This window comes from Shinella sp., from assembly GCF_049651085.1.
Taxonomy (GTDB): Bacteria; Pseudomonadota; Alphaproteobacteria; order Rhizobiales; family Rhizobiaceae; genus Shinella.
The window spans coordinates 77,776-96,379 of the sequence record NZ_JBASBL010000018.1 but is presented as its reverse complement, the minus strand read 5'-3'; the positions used below and the strand labels follow the sequence as shown (position 1 = coordinate 96,379).

The following is an 18,604-nucleotide window of genomic DNA, read 5'->3' as shown; positions in this document are numbered from 1 at the left end:
TCATTCGGCTCGACCGTATTGGCGGGCTCCCGCGCGCCAAAAAGGTCCAGCCGCCTCCTGTTGATCCGGCGCGCATCCCCGCGCCGGAACGTTACGCCGTGTCGGTCGAGAAACTCAAGGATGTGGATCGTCACTTTGCGTCCATTGTCGAGCCGGTCACGCATCTGGGCAACGCTGAACTGCCCGTCGCTGGCCGCCGCGCTCAGCTCCGCGGCGATCTCGACGATTTCGGCGATGGTGCCGCGCAGAAGGAAATTGTCGTGATCGATCTCATCGACGCGCCCCATGCGGCCGAGGCGCTTGAGCAGGCTTCGCACCTCGACCTCGCGCACGCCCTGCATCTCGGCAATGTCGCGCACCCGCGGCGGGCGGAAACGCGCCGCACCGCCCAGAAGCGGCTCGATCCCCTCCCACAGGGCTTCGTCCTGCGGCATCAACTGCACCACATGGCCCGGCAGCTTGACCCACGCGCCGTCCATGGCCACGTCGCCCGAAGAAGCGAGCGCACGCAACGCCGAAAGAAAGGCCGGCGCCGGCAGCCTCGGTTCGATCTGCAGGCGCAGGCGCTCCGTACCGATGCCAGGCAGGTCAGGGTTTTCCGTATGGAAGCGCTGCAATCGCTCCAGAACCGCCTGCCGCAAGCGTGGCCACGTCGTTGCCGCCATCACCAGCGCCGTGTCACCTGCGCGCAAACGCAGCAGCCCCAGCCGTCCGGCCATCACCTCGGCCTGCCCAGGCAGCAGCGCAAAGTCACGCTGAAAACTGTTGATGTCGAGATAGTGCGGCGCGCCTTGCAGCAGGGCAGACAGGACATGCTCGGGGTCGCCGCCCGAATAGGCCGCGAGTTGTGCCATTCGCTGCGGCGTGCGCCGCTTGCGCGCGGGTGCGCGCAAATCGAGAAGGACGCCGCCGCCAATCGTCCTTTGCGCGCTCGTATCGCGCACCACGAACCGGTCGCCCGACGCCATCGCCGCAGGCTGCTCCAGCACCAGTTGCACATAGCCTTCTTCGCCGGGCTGGATCGGCCGGTCACCCAACAGAACGATCCTGGCTCCGACTTCCAGCGCCCCGTGATGCAGGCGCACCGGCATCCACTGCGAGACAGGCTTCGTCTCCGACCCCAGCACGCGCAATCTTGCATCGATGCGGTCGCAGGGCGCGTGGATACGGGCATCCAGCACCATATCGCCCCTGGAAATCGCATCCTTCGAGATCGCCTCGCCCGCCAGATTGAGCGCGCAGCGATCACCGGCAAGGCCCCGTTCGCTCTCGACATTGTGGGCGCGGATTTTCCGGACACGGGCGGAAAGACCGGTCGGGCTGACGACAAGCTGATCGCCGACCGTCACCGAGCCGGAAAGCACCGTGCCGGTCACCACGGTGCCGACACCAGACAACGAAAAAGAACGATCGACTGCGAGGCGAAACGCACCGTCCTGCCGCCTGCGCGCGGGGCGGGCAGCAGCGGCATCGAGCAACCGGCCATGCAGTTCCTTGATGCCCATGCCGTTGACGGTGGAGACCGGCACGACCGCGGAACCCTCCAGTCCCGTGCCGATCAGGGCGTTGGCAACCTCGTTGCAGGCCGCGGCCAGCCTGTCCGGCTCCGCCAGGTCCGCCTTGGTGAGGGCGACGATGCCGCGCTCGATGCCCAGCAGGTCGAGAATGGCTAGATGCTCGCGCGTCTGCGGCATGATGCCGTCGTCAACGGCCACGACCAGCAGCGCGAAGTCGATCCCCGTCGACCCCGCCAGCATGTTGTGCACGAAGCGCTCATGGCCCGGCACATCGACAAAGCCGATGGTGCTGCCTTCCATCCCCGGCATGTAGGCAAAACCGATATCGATGGTGATGCCGCGCGCCTTTTCCTCCTTCAGCCGGTCCGCATCCACACCGGTCAGCGCCCGCACCAGCGAGGTCTTGCCGTGGTCGACATGGCCTGCCGTGCCAACGATCATGCCATAGGCTCCGGTAAAGGGTCGGCTGCAAGACGCCGTGCTTCAGCCAGTTGCACTGCCGACAGAGACGCCTGCGCCGCATTCATGAACGGGGCCGCCAGCTCGCTGCCGCCGGCTTGCGCGCGGCACAGCCAGATCATGGCGACGGGCGGGTTGCGCGGCACTCCGGCGCCAAGGTGGAACGCCGCGCCGAGCATCGCCTGCGCGTCCGCCTCGCCGCGAGCCGCCGCCCTGTCCCACCAGCGGACGGCCTCTGCCGGATTGCGCGCCACGCCGAGCGCATTGTGATACATCATGCCGAGACGTGCCATCGACGAGGCGATACCCTGATCTGCAGCGGCCCTCGCCCAGCGCAGCGCTTCGTCGTGATCGGCAATGATGAGTTCGCCTTCGAGGAGCATCCAGCTCAGCATGTCCTGCGCCTGCGCGTCGCCGCTTTCCGCCGCCCGCCGATAGAGATCGGCCGCCCTCTGCGGATCGGCTGCAATCCCCTCCCCCTTGAAACAGGCGGTGGCGAGATTGCGCTGCCCAAGTGGATCACCCGCCTCGGCCGCAAGGCTCAGCCATTTCACTGCGAGTTCCGCATCGCGCTCGACACCGAGACCTGCCGAAAAGCAGGCGCCGATATTGTTCTGTGCCCGCGCAATCCCTTGATGTGCAAGAGGCCCCCAGATCGACAGGGCCGCTGCATAGTCGCCCCTCTGGGCCGCGCCGAGGGCGGCCTCCATCTGTTCCTGCCATGTCGGTACGGCCTTCGCTGCACGGCCAAGCAAGCGGTCGACAAATCCCATCAGCGCCCTCCATTCGGCCGCAAATGGCCAAGATTGGACGAAAACGCAGGGGCATCCTCAAGACAGCGGAAGTCGAGAAGGAACGCCTGATCGGCGATGCGGCCGATGACGGGCATTGGCAATGCGCGAAACGCAGAGGCCAGATCGGCTATCGCCTGTCCGCTGGCTCTCGGATCGGCGGACCGGACGGCGACACCGAAGCTGGGGATCGTCTCCAGCGGCAGGGCGCCCGAGCCGATCTGGCTGGCGCAGGCGGCTGCCTCGACCGCGAACTGCGGGCCGACTGCCGTTGCGATTGCCGGCACGAACCGTCTTGCCAGCGTCTCGATCTCCGCTTGCGGGCGTGCCAGATGCCGCAAGGTCGGAAGCCGCTTTGCCAGACGCTCCGGGTCGAGATAGAGCCGAAGCGTCGCTTCGAGTGCCGCCAGCCGGATCTTGTCCACCCGCATCGCCCGCTTCATCGGATTCCGGTTGATGCGCGCGATCAGTTCCTTTCGGCCTGCGATGAACCCGGTCTGCGGCCCGCCCAGCAGCTTGTCGCCGGAGAAGGTGACGATGTCGGCGCCTTCGCTCATCGCGTCGGCAACGGTCGGCTCCCTCGACAGGCCGTATCGCGACAGGTCGACAAGCGTCCCGGATCCCAGGTCGTTGACGAGGAGGACACCTCGTTCTCTCGCCAACGGCGCCAGCTCTCCCGCGCCGACTTCACTGGTGAAACCCTGTATCCGGTAGTTCGACGTATGTACCTTCAGCACCAGCCCGGTTTGCGGCCCAAGCGCCTCGGCATAGTCGCGAAAATGCGTACGATTGGTGGTGCCGACCTCGACGATCCGCGCACCGGCGCGCGCGATGATATCCGGCATGCGGAAAGCGCCGCCGATCTCGATCAGTTCACCGCGCGAAATGATGGCGTCGCGCCCGTCGGCGAAGGTGTTGAGGGTCAGCAGCACCGCGGCCGCATTGTTGTTGACGACGGTGACGTCTTCTGCGCCCGTCAGCTCGACCAGCAGGTCGCGCACGAGCGTATCACGTTCGCCGCGCTTGCCGCCGGACAGATCGAATTCCAGCGCCAGCGCCTGGCGCATCGCCTGCGTGGCGGCCGCGATGGCTTCTTCGGCCAGCACGGCGCGGCCGAGATTGGTGTGCAGCACGGTGCCGGTCAGGTTGAAGACAGGCCGCACTTTCGGCACGGCCGCTGCTTCAAGGCGCTCCACGGCTTCGGCCATGATATTGTCTACGCCGGACAGGGGTACGCCGCCGTCGCGCATTGCAGCACGGGCTGCCTGCACGCTCTCGCGGACGGACGCCACGACCAGCGAACGACCGAAGCGCTCGACGGCAGCCTCTGCCGCTTCCGTGCGCATCAGTTGGTCGACGGAAGGAAGGCGGCGCAAGGGTACACTGTTTCCAAATGCGTCCATGGCGGATCAATAACCGATGAGGAACGGGTTGACCCCGCCGCGGCGGAAATCGAGTTCGCGCACCAGCAGGTCAAGCCCCAGCGTTGCCACATCATCGGCGACAGGATCGACTGCCCGGATCTTGTCCTGATAGACGATCTTCACATAGCCCTGGCAAGCGGCGCATGTCTCGGCCTTCACCCCCTCCGGCTCCGCCTCGATGGCTTGATAGGAAATCTCCTTGGTCGATCCGCAGAGCGTGCATTTGGCACGGACATAGTTCCACAACGTGCCGCACAGCGAGCACGAACAGAAGCGCGCGCCTTGCGCCCCGAGCCAGTCGACAATGATGCTGCTGGACGGCGGCGCGCCGCAGACCGGACACACGCCGTCGCCGACCGGTTTCAGCACCGTGGGATCGAGCCGCGCGGCCAGCCGGGCGAAATGGACCTGCATCACCGCCGCAACGAAGACATGTTCGGCCACCGCATCCGCCGGAACGAAGTCCGACAGGATATTGCCGATGATCCCTTCACGTTTCTCTCGGTCCGCAGCCCGTACCTGCGAAAGCGCGACATGGCCTTCCGGCGGCATATGAAGCGTGGACGCAGCCGACGTCAGGCGATCGAACAGGACCGAGAAGGCCTCGTCGGCGACGAAATCGGCCCGGGAGACCGGCGGCATTTCATGGATGGCGGCGCGCTCGAGGATTTCCGGCGCCGGCATGACCGGCTCCGGCAGATCATCCTGCACGGCAGCCTGCACCTCGCAAACACCGGCAAGGAACTCCAGATAGGGGCCGAGATCGTGCCCTACCGCCAGTTGACGGAACCGGGTCGCGCGGGCGGCGAAGAGTTCATCGGGATCGGGAAGCTGCACGAATGGCGGCTTGGCAATATTGCCGATCTTTGTGGGATCGGCCTTCAGGTCATGGAACTTTCTCAATACACTCTCCCACGAACCACACGGGTCACGTTTGCATTCCTGTTCCTGTCAGGCAGTCATTCATTCGGCGGGTGTCGATGACGTCGGATCGGCCTCCGGCTTTCGCTTGGCGAGTTCCTTCAGCCAGCGGCGATGGTGTCGCCAGGCCCAGCCGCCTGTCACCTTGCCACGGGTCATCGCCCCGACGGTACCACGGACCCAAATGGCCGCATAGACGTGGACGATCCACACGCAGATGGCCACGATAGCCAGCACGGAATGGCTCAGAACGGCAATGCGACGCTGGTCAATCGTGAAGTAGGCGCTGAAATACTGCTGCCAGATGACGATGCCGCTGACGAACAGCAGAACGATCAGGATCGACATCGACCAGAACACCAGTTTCTGGCCGGCATTGTACTTGCCGACTTCCGGCAGGCTGCCTTCCTGTGCGGCCAGCACGTCCTTGACACGGCCAAGCCAGATATTGTCCGTGCGCGTCCACAGGTTGAGCTTCCAGAACCGGGCAAACAGCCCCAGGAAGCTGAGCATCAGCACCACGCCGATGAAGGGATGGATGATCCTGGCCAGCGGTCCGCCACCGAAAAGGCCGGTCAGGAAATACAGGCTGGGATGGAACAATGCGAGCCCGGACAGGGCGAGCAGCACGAGGCTGATCGCGGTAATCCAGTGATTGATGCGCGCCGCTGCCGTATAGCGATGAACGGTGACCGGCGTGCCTTGTTCTATCCTGTCGCCTTTTTGGGTTTCGGTCCGGGTCGTCATTGCTTTTCACCCTCCGCGAGGCGCTCTGCGGCTTCTTCGTCCTCCGGCGAAACCCGGTTGGGGCCTGCAACCAGATAGTGAAGGAAGCCGATAGCAGCGAATGCGCTGATGGCCGTCAGGCCGGCATATTTGGTCAGGCCCTTCCAGGCGCTGACTGCGGTGCTGATACGCGGATTGTGGGCGAGGCCGGCATAGAGTTCCGGCCGATCGTTGTGATGCAGCACATACATGACATGCGTGCCCTTCACGCCCGGAGGATCGTAGAGCCCGGCATTGGCAAAGCCGCGCGACTTCAGGTCCTCGATGCGGGTCGCCGCATATTGCTTCATTTCCTCCTTGGTGCCGAAAACGATCGCCTGGGTCGGGCATGCCTTCGCGCAGGCCGGCCCCTGACCGACAGCCACCCGGTCGACGCAGAGCGAGCACTTGTAGGCCTTGTTGTCGACCTTGGAGATACGCGGAATGTTGAAGGGACAGCCCGCCACGCAGTAGCCGCAGCCGATACAGTTGTCATGGACGAAATCGACGATGCCGTTCGTATATTGCACGATGGCGCCCGGCGCCGGGCAGGCCTTGAGACAGCCCGGATCCTCGCAATGCATGCAGCCGTCCTTGCGGATCAGCCATTCGAGATTGCCCGTGTCGGCATTCTCGAATTCGGTGAACCGCATCAGGGTCCATGTATTCGGCGTCAGGTCGTGCGGGTTGTCGTAGACGCCGGTGTTGACGCCGACGTCTTCGACCAGTTCGTTCCATTCGAGGCAGGCCGACTGGCATGCCTTGCAGCCGATACATTTGGACACATCGATCAGCTTCGCCACTTCCGTCTGCCGTGCGGCCGGCGGTGTGATGGTCGAGGCCGAGCGGCGCAGCAGGTCCGCCTCGCCGAACTTGGCGGAGACGGGTTCCGTGGTCGGATTTTCAATGGGTGGAAACATCGCCCCCTCCTCCTATGCCACCGGCCCGGCTATGGGCTCGATATTGACAAGAAACGCCTTGAACTCCGGCGTATGCGAGTTTGGATCGCCAACAGGCGGCGTGAGCGAGTTGATCGGCGAGGCCTTCTTCGTTTCGCCGATGAAGCCGAAATGCAGAGGCAGGCCGATCGTATGGACCGTCTTTCCGTCGACCTGTAGCGGGGTCAGCCGCTTGGTGACGACCGCCTTGGCCTTGACCTCTCCGCGCTTCGACCAGATCCGAACCATCTGTCCGGCCGCGATGCCTTTCTCCTTCGCAAGCTGCTCCGACATTTCGACAATGGATTCCGGCTGCAGGACCGCATTCGTGTGAACGTTCTTGGTCCAGTAGTGGAAGTGTTCCGTCATGCGGTAGGTGGTTGCAACGATGGAGAATGTCGCCGAATCGCCGAAAATCCCCATGTCGTTGTTGAACACGCGCGCCACCGGATTGCCCTTGATCTTCGGGAACATCGGATTGGCGACCGGCGATTCGAACGGCTCGTAGTGGGCCGGGAACGGCCCATCCGCGATCAACCCGCGAACCCACAGGCGCGACACGCCTTCCGCGTTCATGATGAACGGACCGGTGGCCTGATCCGGCGGGATCGTCGGCACACAGTCCGGCACGTCCGGTCCGGTCCAGCGTTCGCCGTTCCAGTAGATGTATTTCTTCTCCTCGCTCCATGGCTTGCCGTCCGGATCGGCGGAAGCACGGTTGTACTGCAGACGGCGGTTGGCCGGCCATGAGAAGCCCCAGTCACCGAACACACCCAGCCCGGACGGATCGCTGTTGTCGCGCCGCTGGGAGAAATTGCCTTTCGGCCCGTAGACACCGGTATAGATCCACATCGAACCGTCCGTGGAACCGTCGTCACGCATTTCACCGAAGCTGGCGAGTTGCTCGCCCGCGCGGCGAATGACATTGCCTTCCGCGTCCCTGACATCGGCAAGCGCCTTGCCGTTCAGCTCCCGCAGCAGCTCATCCGGGCTCGGCTTGAGTGGATCCTCGTAGCTCCAGTCGATGGCCATCAGCGGCTCGGCGGCCGTGCCTCCCTCCGTCTCGTAGAGCTTGCGAATCCGCGTGAAGAGATCGGCCAGGATGTCGATATCCTTGCGCGCCTCGAAATACGGATCGGCGGCCGGCCACTTCCACATGATGCAGCGGCTGGAATTGGTGAAGCTGCCCTCCTCCTCGGCAAACGATGTCACCGGAAGCATGAACACTTCCGTCTGGATATTGGCGGTATCGACGTCGTTGAACTCGCCATGGTTTTCCCAGAACCGGACCGTATCCGTCTCGATCGGGTCCATGCTGACGAGGAACTTTAGCTTCGACAGCCCGGCCAGCGACTTGCGTGAATCGGCGATCGACATCAGTGGATTGAAGCCCTGGCAGAGCAGTCCCGTGGTCTTGCCCTGATACATGACATCGAACATGCGCAAGGCGTCGTAAGGTACGTCCACCTTGGGCAGCCAGTCGAAGCCGTAGTCGTTTTCCTTCGTCGCCTTTGCACCGAAGTAGCTCTTCAGGAAGCTCACATAGAACTTCCGGTAGTTCTGCCAGTAACTCGTCTGGTTCGGTTGCAGGGGCTTGAACGTCCGCTTGCCGAGATGGGCCTCGAGCGTCGTCTCTTTGTCAGTCGGCAGGGCGAGATAGCCCGGAATTGCCGCCGTCAGCGTTCCCACATCCGTAATGCCCTGGACATTGGAATGACCGCGCAACGCGTTCACGCCGCCGCCGGGGATACCGATATTGCCGCACAGCAACTGGATCATCGCCGCTGTGCGGATGTTCTGGGCGCCACTGGAATGTTGCGTCCAGCCAAGCGCGTACATGATGGTCATGGCGCGCTTGCCATTGGCGGTGGACGCCACCCATTCGGCCACCGTGAGGAATTTTTCCTTCGGCGTGCCGCTGATGCGCTCCACCATTTCGGGCGTATAGGCCTCGAAATGCTTCTTCATCAGCTGGAAGACGCAGCGCGGATTGGCGAGCGTCATGTCCCGAAGCGCAAAGCCATCCGGACCGAACTCGTATTCCCATGTGCTGCGGTCGTAGCTGCGCTTCTCTTCGTCGTAGCCCGTGAACAGACCTTCCTCGAAGTCGAAATCCTCCCGCACGATGTAGGAAGCGTTCGTGTAGTGGCGCACATATTCGTGGTGGATCTTGTCGTTGGACAGCAGGTAATGCACAACCCCCGACAGGAACGCGACATCGCTGCCGGGACGGATGGGCGCATAGTGGTCCGCGACAGCCGCCGAGCGGTTGAACCGCGGATCGACGACCATGAGTTTGGCGCCACGCTCGGCTTTCGCCTCGGTGACCCATTTGAACCCGCAGGGATGCGCCTCGGCGGCATTACCGCCCATGATCCAGACTACATCGGCATTCTTGATGTCCGTCCAGCTGTTTGTCATTGCACCGCGACCGAATGTTGGGCCCAGACTGGACACCGTCGGTCCGTGTCAAACTCGTGCTTGGTTCTCGAGTTGCAGGATACCGAGGCCGCGGGCGACCTTGTAGGTCATCCACCCCGTTTCATTGGTCACCGAACTGCCCGACAGGAAGCCCATCGTCGTCCAGCGATTGACCGGAACCCCATCATTGTTGGTCTCTACGAAATTGGCGTCGCGGTCCTCTTTCATCAATTTCGCGATGCGCTCCATGGCGAAATCCCACGTCACCTGCTCGAACTTGTGGCCGCCAGGCTTGCGGTACATCGGATGCTTCACGCGCGTCTTGGAGCGGATGTAGTCGATCGCCGCCGCACCCTTGGGACAGAGCGTTCCGCGATTCACCGGGCTGTCGACGTCACCCTCGATATGGGTGACCTCCATTTTCCCGGGCTCGGCCTTGCTCTCCTCCGAGAAGATCATCATGCCGCAGCAGACGGCGCAGTAGGGACAGGAGCTGCGCGCTTCCCTGGTCTTGTTCAGCCTGAACGGCTTCACGGTCGCAGCATAGGCATCGGCAAGTCCGCCGAACCCGAACGCGCCCAGCGTCGTACTCGCGATGCCTGCGCTTGCGCCCTTCAGAAAGGCGCGACGTGAGAGATCCAGATTCATTCTTCCCTCCACCTTGGACCCGCCCGGGGGCCGTCAAGTTTTCCAGCCACGTAAGAACATCTACAAAATAAAGAACATAAAAACCGCTCAATATGCTGCGACAGCTCAATAAAAAATATTGCGGTCGCGAACACACATACATATACTTGCACTCGATTGTCAGGAAAAAATACTTGCACTGAACATCATGGAGCGCGCCTTCATCAGACTACGTTCAAAAGGAGACGCCAGACAAATGGAATAATTCGCACTATACTATCAAAAAAATTGCAGTATTGACGAGGCGACAGAATTGCGGCCGTGAGCCGCCCCGGCAAGACCGGAGCCTCACCGGTTCCCCCCTAGGACAATATCCTCACCAGGGGGTCGCCGGCCTCGACACGTCCGATGATGGCTGCCGAAGGATAGCCGGCCGCAAGGATCGTTTCGAGCACCGCGTCAGCCTGCTCCACGGCGCAGGCAATCAGCAGGCCGCCGGAGGTCTGCGGATCGGTGAAGAGATGGCGGCGCCATTCCGGCATCTCGTCCGGCAGCGACACGCCCTCGCCGTGACTTTTCCAGTTGCGGATGGACGCACCGGTCACGCAGCCCTGCTGGGCAAGCGTTTCGGCCTGACGGAACAGGGGCACGGCGCCGTCGCGGATTGCGATGGTCACGCCCGCGCCGCGCGCCATTTCGAGCGCATGCCCCAAAAGACCAAAGCCGGTCACATCGGTAATCGCATGCACATGCGCAAGGTCGGCAAGCTCGCTGCCGACACGGTTGAGCAGCGTCGTGGAGCCGATCATTTCGTCATAGCCATCCTCGGCAAGGCGGCGTTTCTTGATGGCGGCCGAATAGATCCCGACGCCAAGCGCCTTGGTCAAGATGATCGCATCGCCCGGCCGGGCGTTGCGGTTTCGCCGCACCTGGCCGGGCCGGCAAAGCCCGATCACCGCCAGCCCGTAGATCGGCTCGGGCGTATCGATGGAATGGCCGCCCGCCACCGGGATCCCGGCTTCGGCACAGACAGCCCGGCCGCCGGCGAGGATTGCGCGAACGGTTTCGACCGGCATCTTTTCCAGCGGCATGCCCAGGATCGCGAGCGCCATGATCGGCTTCGCCCCCATCGCATAAATGTCCGAAATGGCGTTGGTCGCGGCGATGCGCCCGAAATCGTGCGGATCGTCGACCATCGGCATGAAGAAGTCGGTGGTGGCAACCACGCATGTGTTGTCGTCCACCTGCCAGACTGCGGCATCGTCCCCCGTTTCCGTGCCGACCAGAAGCTGGGTGAAACTGGTTTCCGCCTGCCCGCCCAGCAATTGCTGGAGCACCGAAGGCGCCAGCTTGCAGCCGCAGCCGCCACCATGGGCGAGGTCGGTCAGGCGTAGCGGTTCAGTGACCGGCTGCGCACCGCTTGTTGGGGAACCCTGGACATTCATGGACGGCCTCCAATGGCAGAAAGTGTTCACGGCTAAATCTGGTTTACCTGCTCGCTGTACGGGAACGGATCTCGCAAACCCGTTCCCGTGTGGCGCTTGCGGCTCAGGCCGTTATCTCGGCCGACGTGATGACGTAGCTGAAAGCGTCCGGATCGAGGCTGTCGAGCAGAACGCCGCCGGTCTCGGCCTGCGGATACATCAGGAACGCGACCTTATGGGAGGAGCCGGGCAGCACCAGGTCATGGCCGGCATTGTAGGCGAGCCAGTTGCCCTCCCATGCCCCGAACAGCTTTTCGCGCGCCGCGACCACCGCCGGGGAGTCGATCGCATTGTCGCGCGGCGGCTCTTCCAGCATCACCTTGCGCACATCCGCCGGATCCACCGCGATCCACCCGAAGTCCGACAGGAACACCTCCGCGCGACAGTGCTGCGCCTTGGTGATGTTTGCCGAACCAGCCCCGAGGCTCTTGTAGCCGAACTGCGACGGCGCAACGCGAACCCCGTAGACATCCCGTGCCGGGACCCCTGACGCTCTGGCAAGCGCGACATAAAGCGCGTTCAGATCCGCGCACTTGCCGCCGCGATCGGCAGAGTTCAACAGAGCAACGACATCGCCCGTGCCACAACCACGAACCGCGCCGTCCCGGGAACAGTTCTCGACAACCCAGTCATAGATCGCCCGGGCCTTGTCGTGATCCGAAGACAATCCCTGCGTGATGCCGTCCGCCGTTTGCTTGACGATGCCATCGGTCGGCATCCAGTCCGTCGCTTCGAGATAGAGCTGCCGCTCGGCATCGCTCAAACCTTGGATTTGCGTGGCGGCTCCGAAGGACGCCGCGCGGCTCTGCACCCTGATCCGGCTCTTGACCTCAAGCACCGCCGCGCCCCGATCCGGCTCGAACCTTGCGCGGAGGATCCGGGTGCCATGTTTCGGATCGGTCACAACTTCGGCGGAGACCGCGTTGCCGCTCCATTCGTCGCCGACGGGGAGCATCCACTCGTCTTCGTGCAGCGACGGCAACGGCACCCAAGCCTGCGCGACGCCGCTCTTTTCAGGCAGGTCGATGCGCGTGGTGACGCTGAAGGTGCGCCAATCGCCCGGTTGCGGATCAAACCGCCTTGCGGCTTTCGCCGCTGCGGGCAGCATCAATGCAGTCACAGAACAGGCCGCTGCACCAGCCAGGAATTCACGCCGAATGATCATCGTCTCTTTCCTCCTCTTGCCAACAATGCCAGACCGCCCTTCGGCTTCCCCATCAGGGATTGCCTGAAGCGACAACGAACACAGCAAGGACGCCCTGTCCTTGGTAGATGTCAGGAAGAAATCCGGTCGACGAACGACCGGATTCAGATGAAGCCCGCGCTTCATCCCGCCGGGGTGCAAACGCCGCTTGCGGTGAAACCAACGCAATTTCCGATAGGCTATGGGGAAAACAACACGAGCTTCCCGCTGCAACGAGCGTGCGTGCCGAGCAGGTCGGAAAATTGGCGCCCCGAGCCTCGGGAGCCGAAATTGAAGCCACACCTGAAGCGTAGCTCTACCTGGACGATTGTCAAGCGGCGAACCGGGAGACAGGATCGGCGGGACCGGCGTCGCAAAACGACCCCGATCCGCCACCAGAAATCGGACTATCGATCCGTGCTAGCGGATCTCGCGGGCCAGCGCCTGAAGCCGTGTGAAGGCGTCGTATCGTCTGGCGTGGAGAGCGGCAATCTCGCCGCCGGCCGGCTGGTAGCTGCGGTCGGTCGCCGAAAGCGCCGCCATCGCTGAACGCATGTCCGGGAAAGCGCCGCCGGCCACACTACCGAGAATGGCGGCGCCGAGCAGCACCGGCTCCTCGGATCTGGTTGCCAGCAACGGCTTCCCGGTTGCATCGGCAAGCAACTGGCGGACGAGATCGAGTTGGCCGGCACCGCCGCTGATCACGATCCTGTCGATCGGCGCGCCTGCCGCCGCCTGTGTTTCGATGATCTGGCGAAGGCCGTAGCCGATGCCGCAGAGACCGGCGATGTAGAGCGCGACGAGATTGTCGAGGTCGCGCTCCATGCCGAGGCCGACGATGGCCGCACGGGCATGCGGATCGGCGAAGGGCGCGCGGTTGCCGAGGAATTCGGGGACGACATGCAGGCTGTCCGCCAGTGCAGCGACTTCGGAGAGGCTTTTTGCTTTCTGCGATGCCAGCTCGGCGAGCAGGACCGGCAGGGAAACACCGCGCGTCCCGGCAAGGACCGCGGCTTCGTCCGCAGCAGGATGGAAGGACAGGAGCTGTTCGATGGCAGCGCCTGCCGCCGACTGGCCACCCTCGTTCAGCCACATGCCCGGCACCATGGCGGAGAAATACGGCCCCCAGACGCCCGGCACGAAGACAGGCTCCCGGGTCGAGGTCATGGTGCAGGAAGACGTGCCGAAGACATAGCCGAGATTGTTTTCCGGCGGCCCGTCGACGCCCACCGTGCCGATACCACCCGCATGAGCGTCGATCATGCCGGCGGCGACCGGCGTCCCGACGGCAAGGCCGAGGTCTGCCGCCGCCTGCACCGTCAGGCCGGAGCCGAGCGGAGTGCCCGGTTCAACGACGCGCTGGCCGATCCGGGCAAAGTTCTCGTCCGCCAGAGTGCCGAGGCCGATGCCGTGGAAATAGCTCGGGTCCCAGCGCTTTTCATGCGCGAGATAGGTCCATTTGCAGGTAACGGTGCAGGTGGAGCGGGCAAGATCGCCCGTCGCCCGCCAGGTCAGGAAGTCCGCAAGGTCGAAGAACTGCCAAGCCGCATCGAAGACCTGCGGCCGGTTTTCCTTGAGCCACAGGAGTTTCGGCGTCTCCATCTCCGGCGATATGCGCCCGCCGACATAGCGCAGCACCTCGTGCCCCAGGGCGTTGATGCGCTCGACCTGGTCCACCGCGCGGTGATCCATCCAGACGATGATGTCGCGCTGCGGGTCTTCGGACGGGCCGACGGGCAGCGGCGTGCCCTCTGCGCCCAGCACGACCAGCGAGCAGGTAGCATCAAAGCCGATGCCGGCGACCGTTTCGGGCGCAACACCGGCCTTGGCGACAGCCTCGCGCACGGAGGCGCAGACGGCAGCCCAGATTTCCGTGCTCGACTGCTCGACCATCGCGCCCGCCTCGCGAAACAGCGAAATGTCGCGCTTCCCGGAGGCCAGCATATGGCCGGCAAGATCGAAGAGACCGGCTCTGGCGCTTCCCGTGCCGACGTCGACGCCGACAAGGTAGCGCTCGCCGTCCGCGGGACGTGCGGAGGAGATGTTGCTCATGGTTCTACCGCCTGAAATCAGGAATGTTTCTGGCGAACGGCGTCATGCCGCCCGCCGCTTTCGCCTCAAAGATCGACGCTGTTGGGCAGGATCACGAGGTCGCGGATCGTCACGTTGCGCGGCCGCGTCAGCATGAAGAGCACGGCGTCGGCCACTTCCTTCGGCTGCATCAGGCTGCCATTGGCAAGCGCCTCGTCCATCTTCTCCTTCGGCCAGTCGTCGAGCAACGCCGTCACCACCGGACCCGGCAGGACCGCACCGACGCGAACGCCGTGCTGCGCCACCTGGCGGCGCGTGGAATGCACGAAGGCCTGCACCGCGAATTTCGAGGCGGTGTAGATCGGCTCCCAGACGACCGGCACGACGCCGGCGATCGAGCTGGTGAAGAGGATGTCGCCCGTCTTCTTCTCGATCATGTAGGGCAGGACCGCATGAACCGAGCGGAAGGCCGCATTGATGTTGAGGTTCAGCATGCGATCCCAGGCATCGGGATCGCCTTCCGCCACCGGCCCGCCGATATAGGCGCCGGCATTGGCGTGGAAGACATCCAGCCCGCCGGCGATTTCAAGGATACGCGGCAGCATTCCCGAGACATCGGACGGCTTCAGCAGATCGACGACGAGTCGAAGCGCATTGGGTCCCAGCTCCTTGCAGAGCTGTTCCAGCCTGTCCTGCGCCCGGTCGACGAGTACCACCTTCGCGCCTTCGGCAAGGAGGGTGCGGGCACATTCGAGGCCGATGCCGGATGCGGCACCCGTGATGGCGGCAATCTTGCCCTTCATGAGGTCAGCCATGGTCAAAAACTCCATTCCAGTATTCGTTAGGCGCGGCCGTGGCTGACACGGGAGCGACGGGCAAGCGAATCGACGATAACAGCGATGGCGAGAACACCGCCGGTGATCATGTAGCGCAGCGACGACGAGAGGTTGAGCAGCGTCAGGCCATTCGAGATCGCCTGGATGACGATGACGCCGAGAAGAGCCGAATAGGCGCTGCCGCGACCGCCGAACAGGCTGGTGCCGCCGATGACCGCCGCAGCGATGGCGTTGAGGTTGACGTCGCCCGTGCCGGCCTGCTGGCTCGACGAGGCAAGACGCGATGCGGAGAGAATGCCGCCGAGGGCCGCCAGCGTCGAGCAGAGCATGAAGGCGCTCATGTAGATGCGGCGCACATTGATGCCGGAGCGGCGCGCGGCCTCCTTGTTGCCGCCGACGGCGAACATGGAGCGGCCCCACTTGGTGCGCGTCAGCGCATAGTTGAGGATGACGGCGAGCGCGATGAACAGCGCGAACATCCACGGCAGGCCACGGCCGAGGTTGAGGTAGTAGACGGCGACTTCCAGCAGGACCGTCAGAACGGCGGCCTTGAGGATCAGCGCCCGCATCGGCTGGGCGGAAAGGTTTGCCGCAAGACGCTGGCTGCGGGTGCGCAATCCCCGGGCGATCATGACAAGGCCCGGCACGAGCGCCAGCGTATAGGACAGCCAGTCGGGCATGATCAGGATCTGGCCGAAGCGGACCAGCGGCGATGCGTAGGGCAGATTGATCGAGCCTGTCGGTCCCAGAATGTAGAGCTGCAGGCCGAGCAGCGCGAGCAGGCCCGCAAGCGTTGCAATGAAGCTCGGCATGCCGAGGCGATTGTATAGTGTGGCATAGAGCATCCCGACACCCGCGCCGATCACCAGCGCCGCGATGATCGCGCCTGCGATCGGCCAGCCCATATTGACCCAGACCACGCCGACAATGGCCGAGGCAAGCCCGCTCATCGAGCCGATGGACAAGTCGATTTCACCGAGCACCAGCACACAGACGACACCGAGCGAGATGACGCCGACCGTCGCGCAGTCGAACAGCAGATTCACCAGATTGTTGGGTGCAAGGAAGATCGGGTTGAGCGCCGAGAAGACGACGGAGATGACGACGAGGCCAACGGCGACCGGCAGCATGCCGAGATCGCCGGAACGCACGCGATCGACAAAACCCTTCGCCATGGCGGCGAGGCTGTCATCGTGGCGCACGCGCTCGTCGCTGCGGTCCAGCGTCGGCTGGGCGTTGTTGGAAGGGTTCTGGCTCATACGGCTCCCCCGTGATGTTCCTGTGCTTCACCGAACTTGCGCTCGGCGCGACGCGAGACGGAATTGTCCGTCGCGCCCGTAATGGCGGAAACGAGTTCCTGATTGGACGAGTCAGGCGTGAAGACGCCGTTGTTTCGCCCCAGCCGCAGCACGACGATGCGGTCGGCGACGGCGCGCACGTCTTCCATGTTGTGACTGATAATGATGACACCGAGGCCGCGGTCACGCACGCGCTCGATGAGGTTCAGCACTTCCGCGGTCTGGGCGACGCCGAGCGCGGCGGTCGGCTCGTCGAGCATGATGAGCCTCGGATTGAGCAGCAGCGAGCGCGCGATGGCGACGGTCTGGCGCTGGCCGCCGGAGAGCGATGCGATGGGCTCGCGCACCGAAGGAATGCGCGCGGCAAGCTCGCGCAGCAACGTCCAGGCGCGCACCTCCATGGCAACTTCGTCGAGCGCCCAGGGCGACATTTCATGCCCGAGGAACAGGTTTGCCACCACGTCGAGATTTTCGCAGAGCGCCAGGTCCTGGAACACCGTCGCAATGCCGAGGTCGAGCGCCTTGGCGGGGCTGTCGAGCGTCACCTGCTGGCCGCAGAATTCGATCGTGCCGGAAGACGCCTGATGCACGCCGGCAAGCACCTTGACCAGCGTCGATTTGCCGGCGCCGTTGTCGCCGACGAGCGCGACGACTTCGCCGGCCTTCACGTCGAGCTCGATATCCGTCAGCGCGGATACGGCCCCGAAATTCTTGGATATGCCGCTGAGGCGCAGCACCGACTCCCCCTTGGCGGGAGCACTTTGAAGCGTGGCTGTCATGGCCCTCGGACCTTTCGACTGATCGGGATGTCCGGCCGCGTCAAGCGGCCGGACACGATGGGCGGAATTAGTTGATGATGCCGAGTTTGCGGCAACCTTCAACATATTCGCCAGTGCAGACTTCTTCCGGCTTGTTGATGCCCTTGTCGAAGATCTCCGCCTTGATGTTTTCCGCCGTGACCACTGCCGGTACGAAAAGCTGCGAAGGCGTTTCGTAGAGCTTGTGGGTCGCTTCCGGCGTTTCGCCCTTCAGGAGCTGCACCGCGACGTTGGCGGCAGCAGCCGCGACGATTTCCGAAGGCTTGGAGATCGTGTTGTACTGGTCGCCGGAGATGATGAGCTGGAGCGCCGCGATCGTCGCGTCGTTGCCCGTCACCGGCGGCATTTCCTTGACGCCGGCCGCCTTCAGCGCCGCAATCGCGCCGCCGCCCGTGCCGTCATTGGCCGCCACGATGCCCTTGATCTCGTCGCCGAAGCGGGTGATCTGGCCGGCCGCCCATTCCTGTGCCTTCGGCGGCGCCCAGTCCGGCGTGTCGAATTCGGCAAGCGTCTTGTAGGGCGAAGCGTCGAGCGCGGAATCGATGCCGTCGCGGATAAGGCCGGCAGCCGCATCGGTCGGCGAACCGTTGATCTGCAGCACGCCGGCGCCGTCCGGAACGCCCTTGGCCTTCAGGTGGTCGACGAGCGACTGCGCGATGGCCTTGCCGATACCCTGGTTGTCGAAGGAGACGTAATAGTCGGCCGGCTTGTCCGGGATCGGACGGTCATAGGCGATCACCTTGACGTCCTGCGACTGGGCGATCTCGACGAGTGCGGCGGCGGCAGCCGAATCGACCGGATCGAGCACGATGACCTTGGCACCCTGCGCGATCACCGAGTTGAACTGCTGCTGCTGGAGCGCCACGTTGGCATTGGCGTTCTGGTAGATCACCGTGCAGCTCGCGCACAGCTTCTCCATCTCGGCCTTGAAGCCGGGATAATCGTGCTGCTCGTAGCGGGTCGAAGCCTGGTCAGGCATCAGGAAGGCGACGGTCGCGTTTTCCTGGGCAAGGGCGGCACTGCCAAGCGACAGGACGAGACCGGTCGATGCGAGCAGATAAGATAGCGTCTTCATTGGGTTCCTCCACGGT

General features: G+C 63.8%; 13 protein-coding genes and 1 pseudogene. All 14 read right to left on the bottom strand.

The window, feature by feature from the left end; translation table 11 throughout:
* Window positions 1–122: 122 nt before the first annotated feature.
* Window positions 123–1,958: pseudogene (gene selB, locus WA950_RS10455) on the bottom strand (selenocysteine-specific translation elongation factor); the annotation flags it as partial.
* The gene (locus WA950_RS10450) at window positions 1,955–2,749 is read right to left on the bottom strand and encodes a tetratricopeptide repeat protein (protein WP_424551645.1); all 795 of its coding nucleotides are present in this window, start codon (window positions 2,747–2,749) and stop codon (window positions 1,955–1,957) included. The gene WA950_RS10450 and the pseudogene selB, both read right to left, overlap by 4 nt.
* A complete protein-coding gene (gene selA, locus WA950_RS10445) occupies window positions 2,749–4,170 on the bottom strand; it encodes an L-seryl-tRNA(Sec) selenium transferase (RefSeq protein ID WP_424551644.1) in 1,422 nt (473 codons plus the stop codon). Before selA ends, WA950_RS10450 begins: the two co-directional genes overlap by 1 nt.
* 6 nt (window positions 4,171–4,176) lie before the next feature.
* A complete protein-coding gene (gene fdhE / locus WA950_RS10440; protein ID WP_424551643.1) occupies window positions 4,177–5,094 on the bottom strand; it encodes a formate dehydrogenase accessory protein FdhE in 918 nt (305 codons plus the stop codon).
* Between the two features lie 60 nt (window positions 5,095–5,154).
* On the bottom strand, window positions 5,155–5,859 hold the full coding sequence (locus WA950_RS10435) for a formate dehydrogenase subunit gamma (protein ID WP_424551642.1): 705 nt from the start codon (window positions 5,857–5,859) through the stop codon (window positions 5,155–5,157).
* Window positions 5,856–6,797, bottom strand: a complete 942-nt coding sequence (gene fdxH, locus WA950_RS10430) for a formate dehydrogenase subunit beta (RefSeq protein ID WP_424551641.1) — start codon at window positions 6,795–6,797, stop codon at window positions 5,856–5,858. The genes WA950_RS10435 and fdxH overlap by 4 nt, the downstream gene beginning before the upstream one ends.
* Window positions 6,798–6,809: 12 nt before the next feature.
* The gene (gene fdnG, locus WA950_RS10425) at window positions 6,810–9,884 is read right to left on the bottom strand and encodes a formate dehydrogenase-N subunit alpha (protein WP_424551640.1); all 3,075 of its coding nucleotides are present in this window, start codon (window positions 9,882–9,884) and stop codon (window positions 6,810–6,812) included.
* 341 nt (window positions 9,885–10,225) lie between these two features.
* A complete protein-coding gene (gene selD / locus WA950_RS10420; RefSeq protein WP_424551639.1) occupies window positions 10,226–11,308 on the bottom strand; it encodes a selenide, water dikinase SelD in 1,083 nt (360 codons plus the stop codon).
* A gap of 103 nt (window positions 11,309–11,411) precedes the next feature.
* Entirely contained in the window at window positions 11,412–12,509 is a 1,098-nt protein-coding gene (locus WA950_RS10415) for a transglutaminase-like domain-containing protein (protein ID WP_424551731.1), read from the bottom strand.
* Between the two features lie 441 nt (window positions 12,510–12,950).
* Entirely contained in the window at window positions 12,951–14,582 is a 1,632-nt protein-coding gene (locus WA950_RS10410) for an FGGY-family carbohydrate kinase (protein WP_424551638.1), read from the bottom strand.
* Window positions 14,583–14,647: 65 nt separating this feature from the next.
* The gene (locus tag WA950_RS10405) at window positions 14,648–15,376 is read right to left on the bottom strand and encodes an SDR family oxidoreductase (protein ID WP_424551637.1); all 729 of its coding nucleotides are present in this window, start codon (window positions 15,374–15,376) and stop codon (window positions 14,648–14,650) included.
* Between the two features lie 26 nt (window positions 15,377–15,402).
* Entirely contained in the window at window positions 15,403–16,656 is a 1,254-nt protein-coding gene (locus WA950_RS10400) for a sugar ABC transporter permease (protein ID WP_424551636.1), read from the bottom strand.
* Window positions 16,653–17,474: an ATP-binding cassette domain-containing protein gene (locus tag WA950_RS10395; RefSeq protein WP_424551635.1), complete on the bottom strand. Its 822-nt coding sequence runs from the start codon at window positions 17,472–17,474 to the stop codon at window positions 16,653–16,655. The genes WA950_RS10400 and WA950_RS10395 overlap by 4 nt, the downstream gene beginning before the upstream one ends.
* Window positions 17,475–17,541: 67 nt before the next feature.
* Entirely contained in the window at window positions 17,542–18,588 is a 1,047-nt protein-coding gene (locus WA950_RS10390; RefSeq protein WP_424551634.1) for a sugar ABC transporter substrate-binding protein, read from the bottom strand.
* Between the last annotated feature and the right edge of the window lie 16 nt (window positions 18,589–18,604).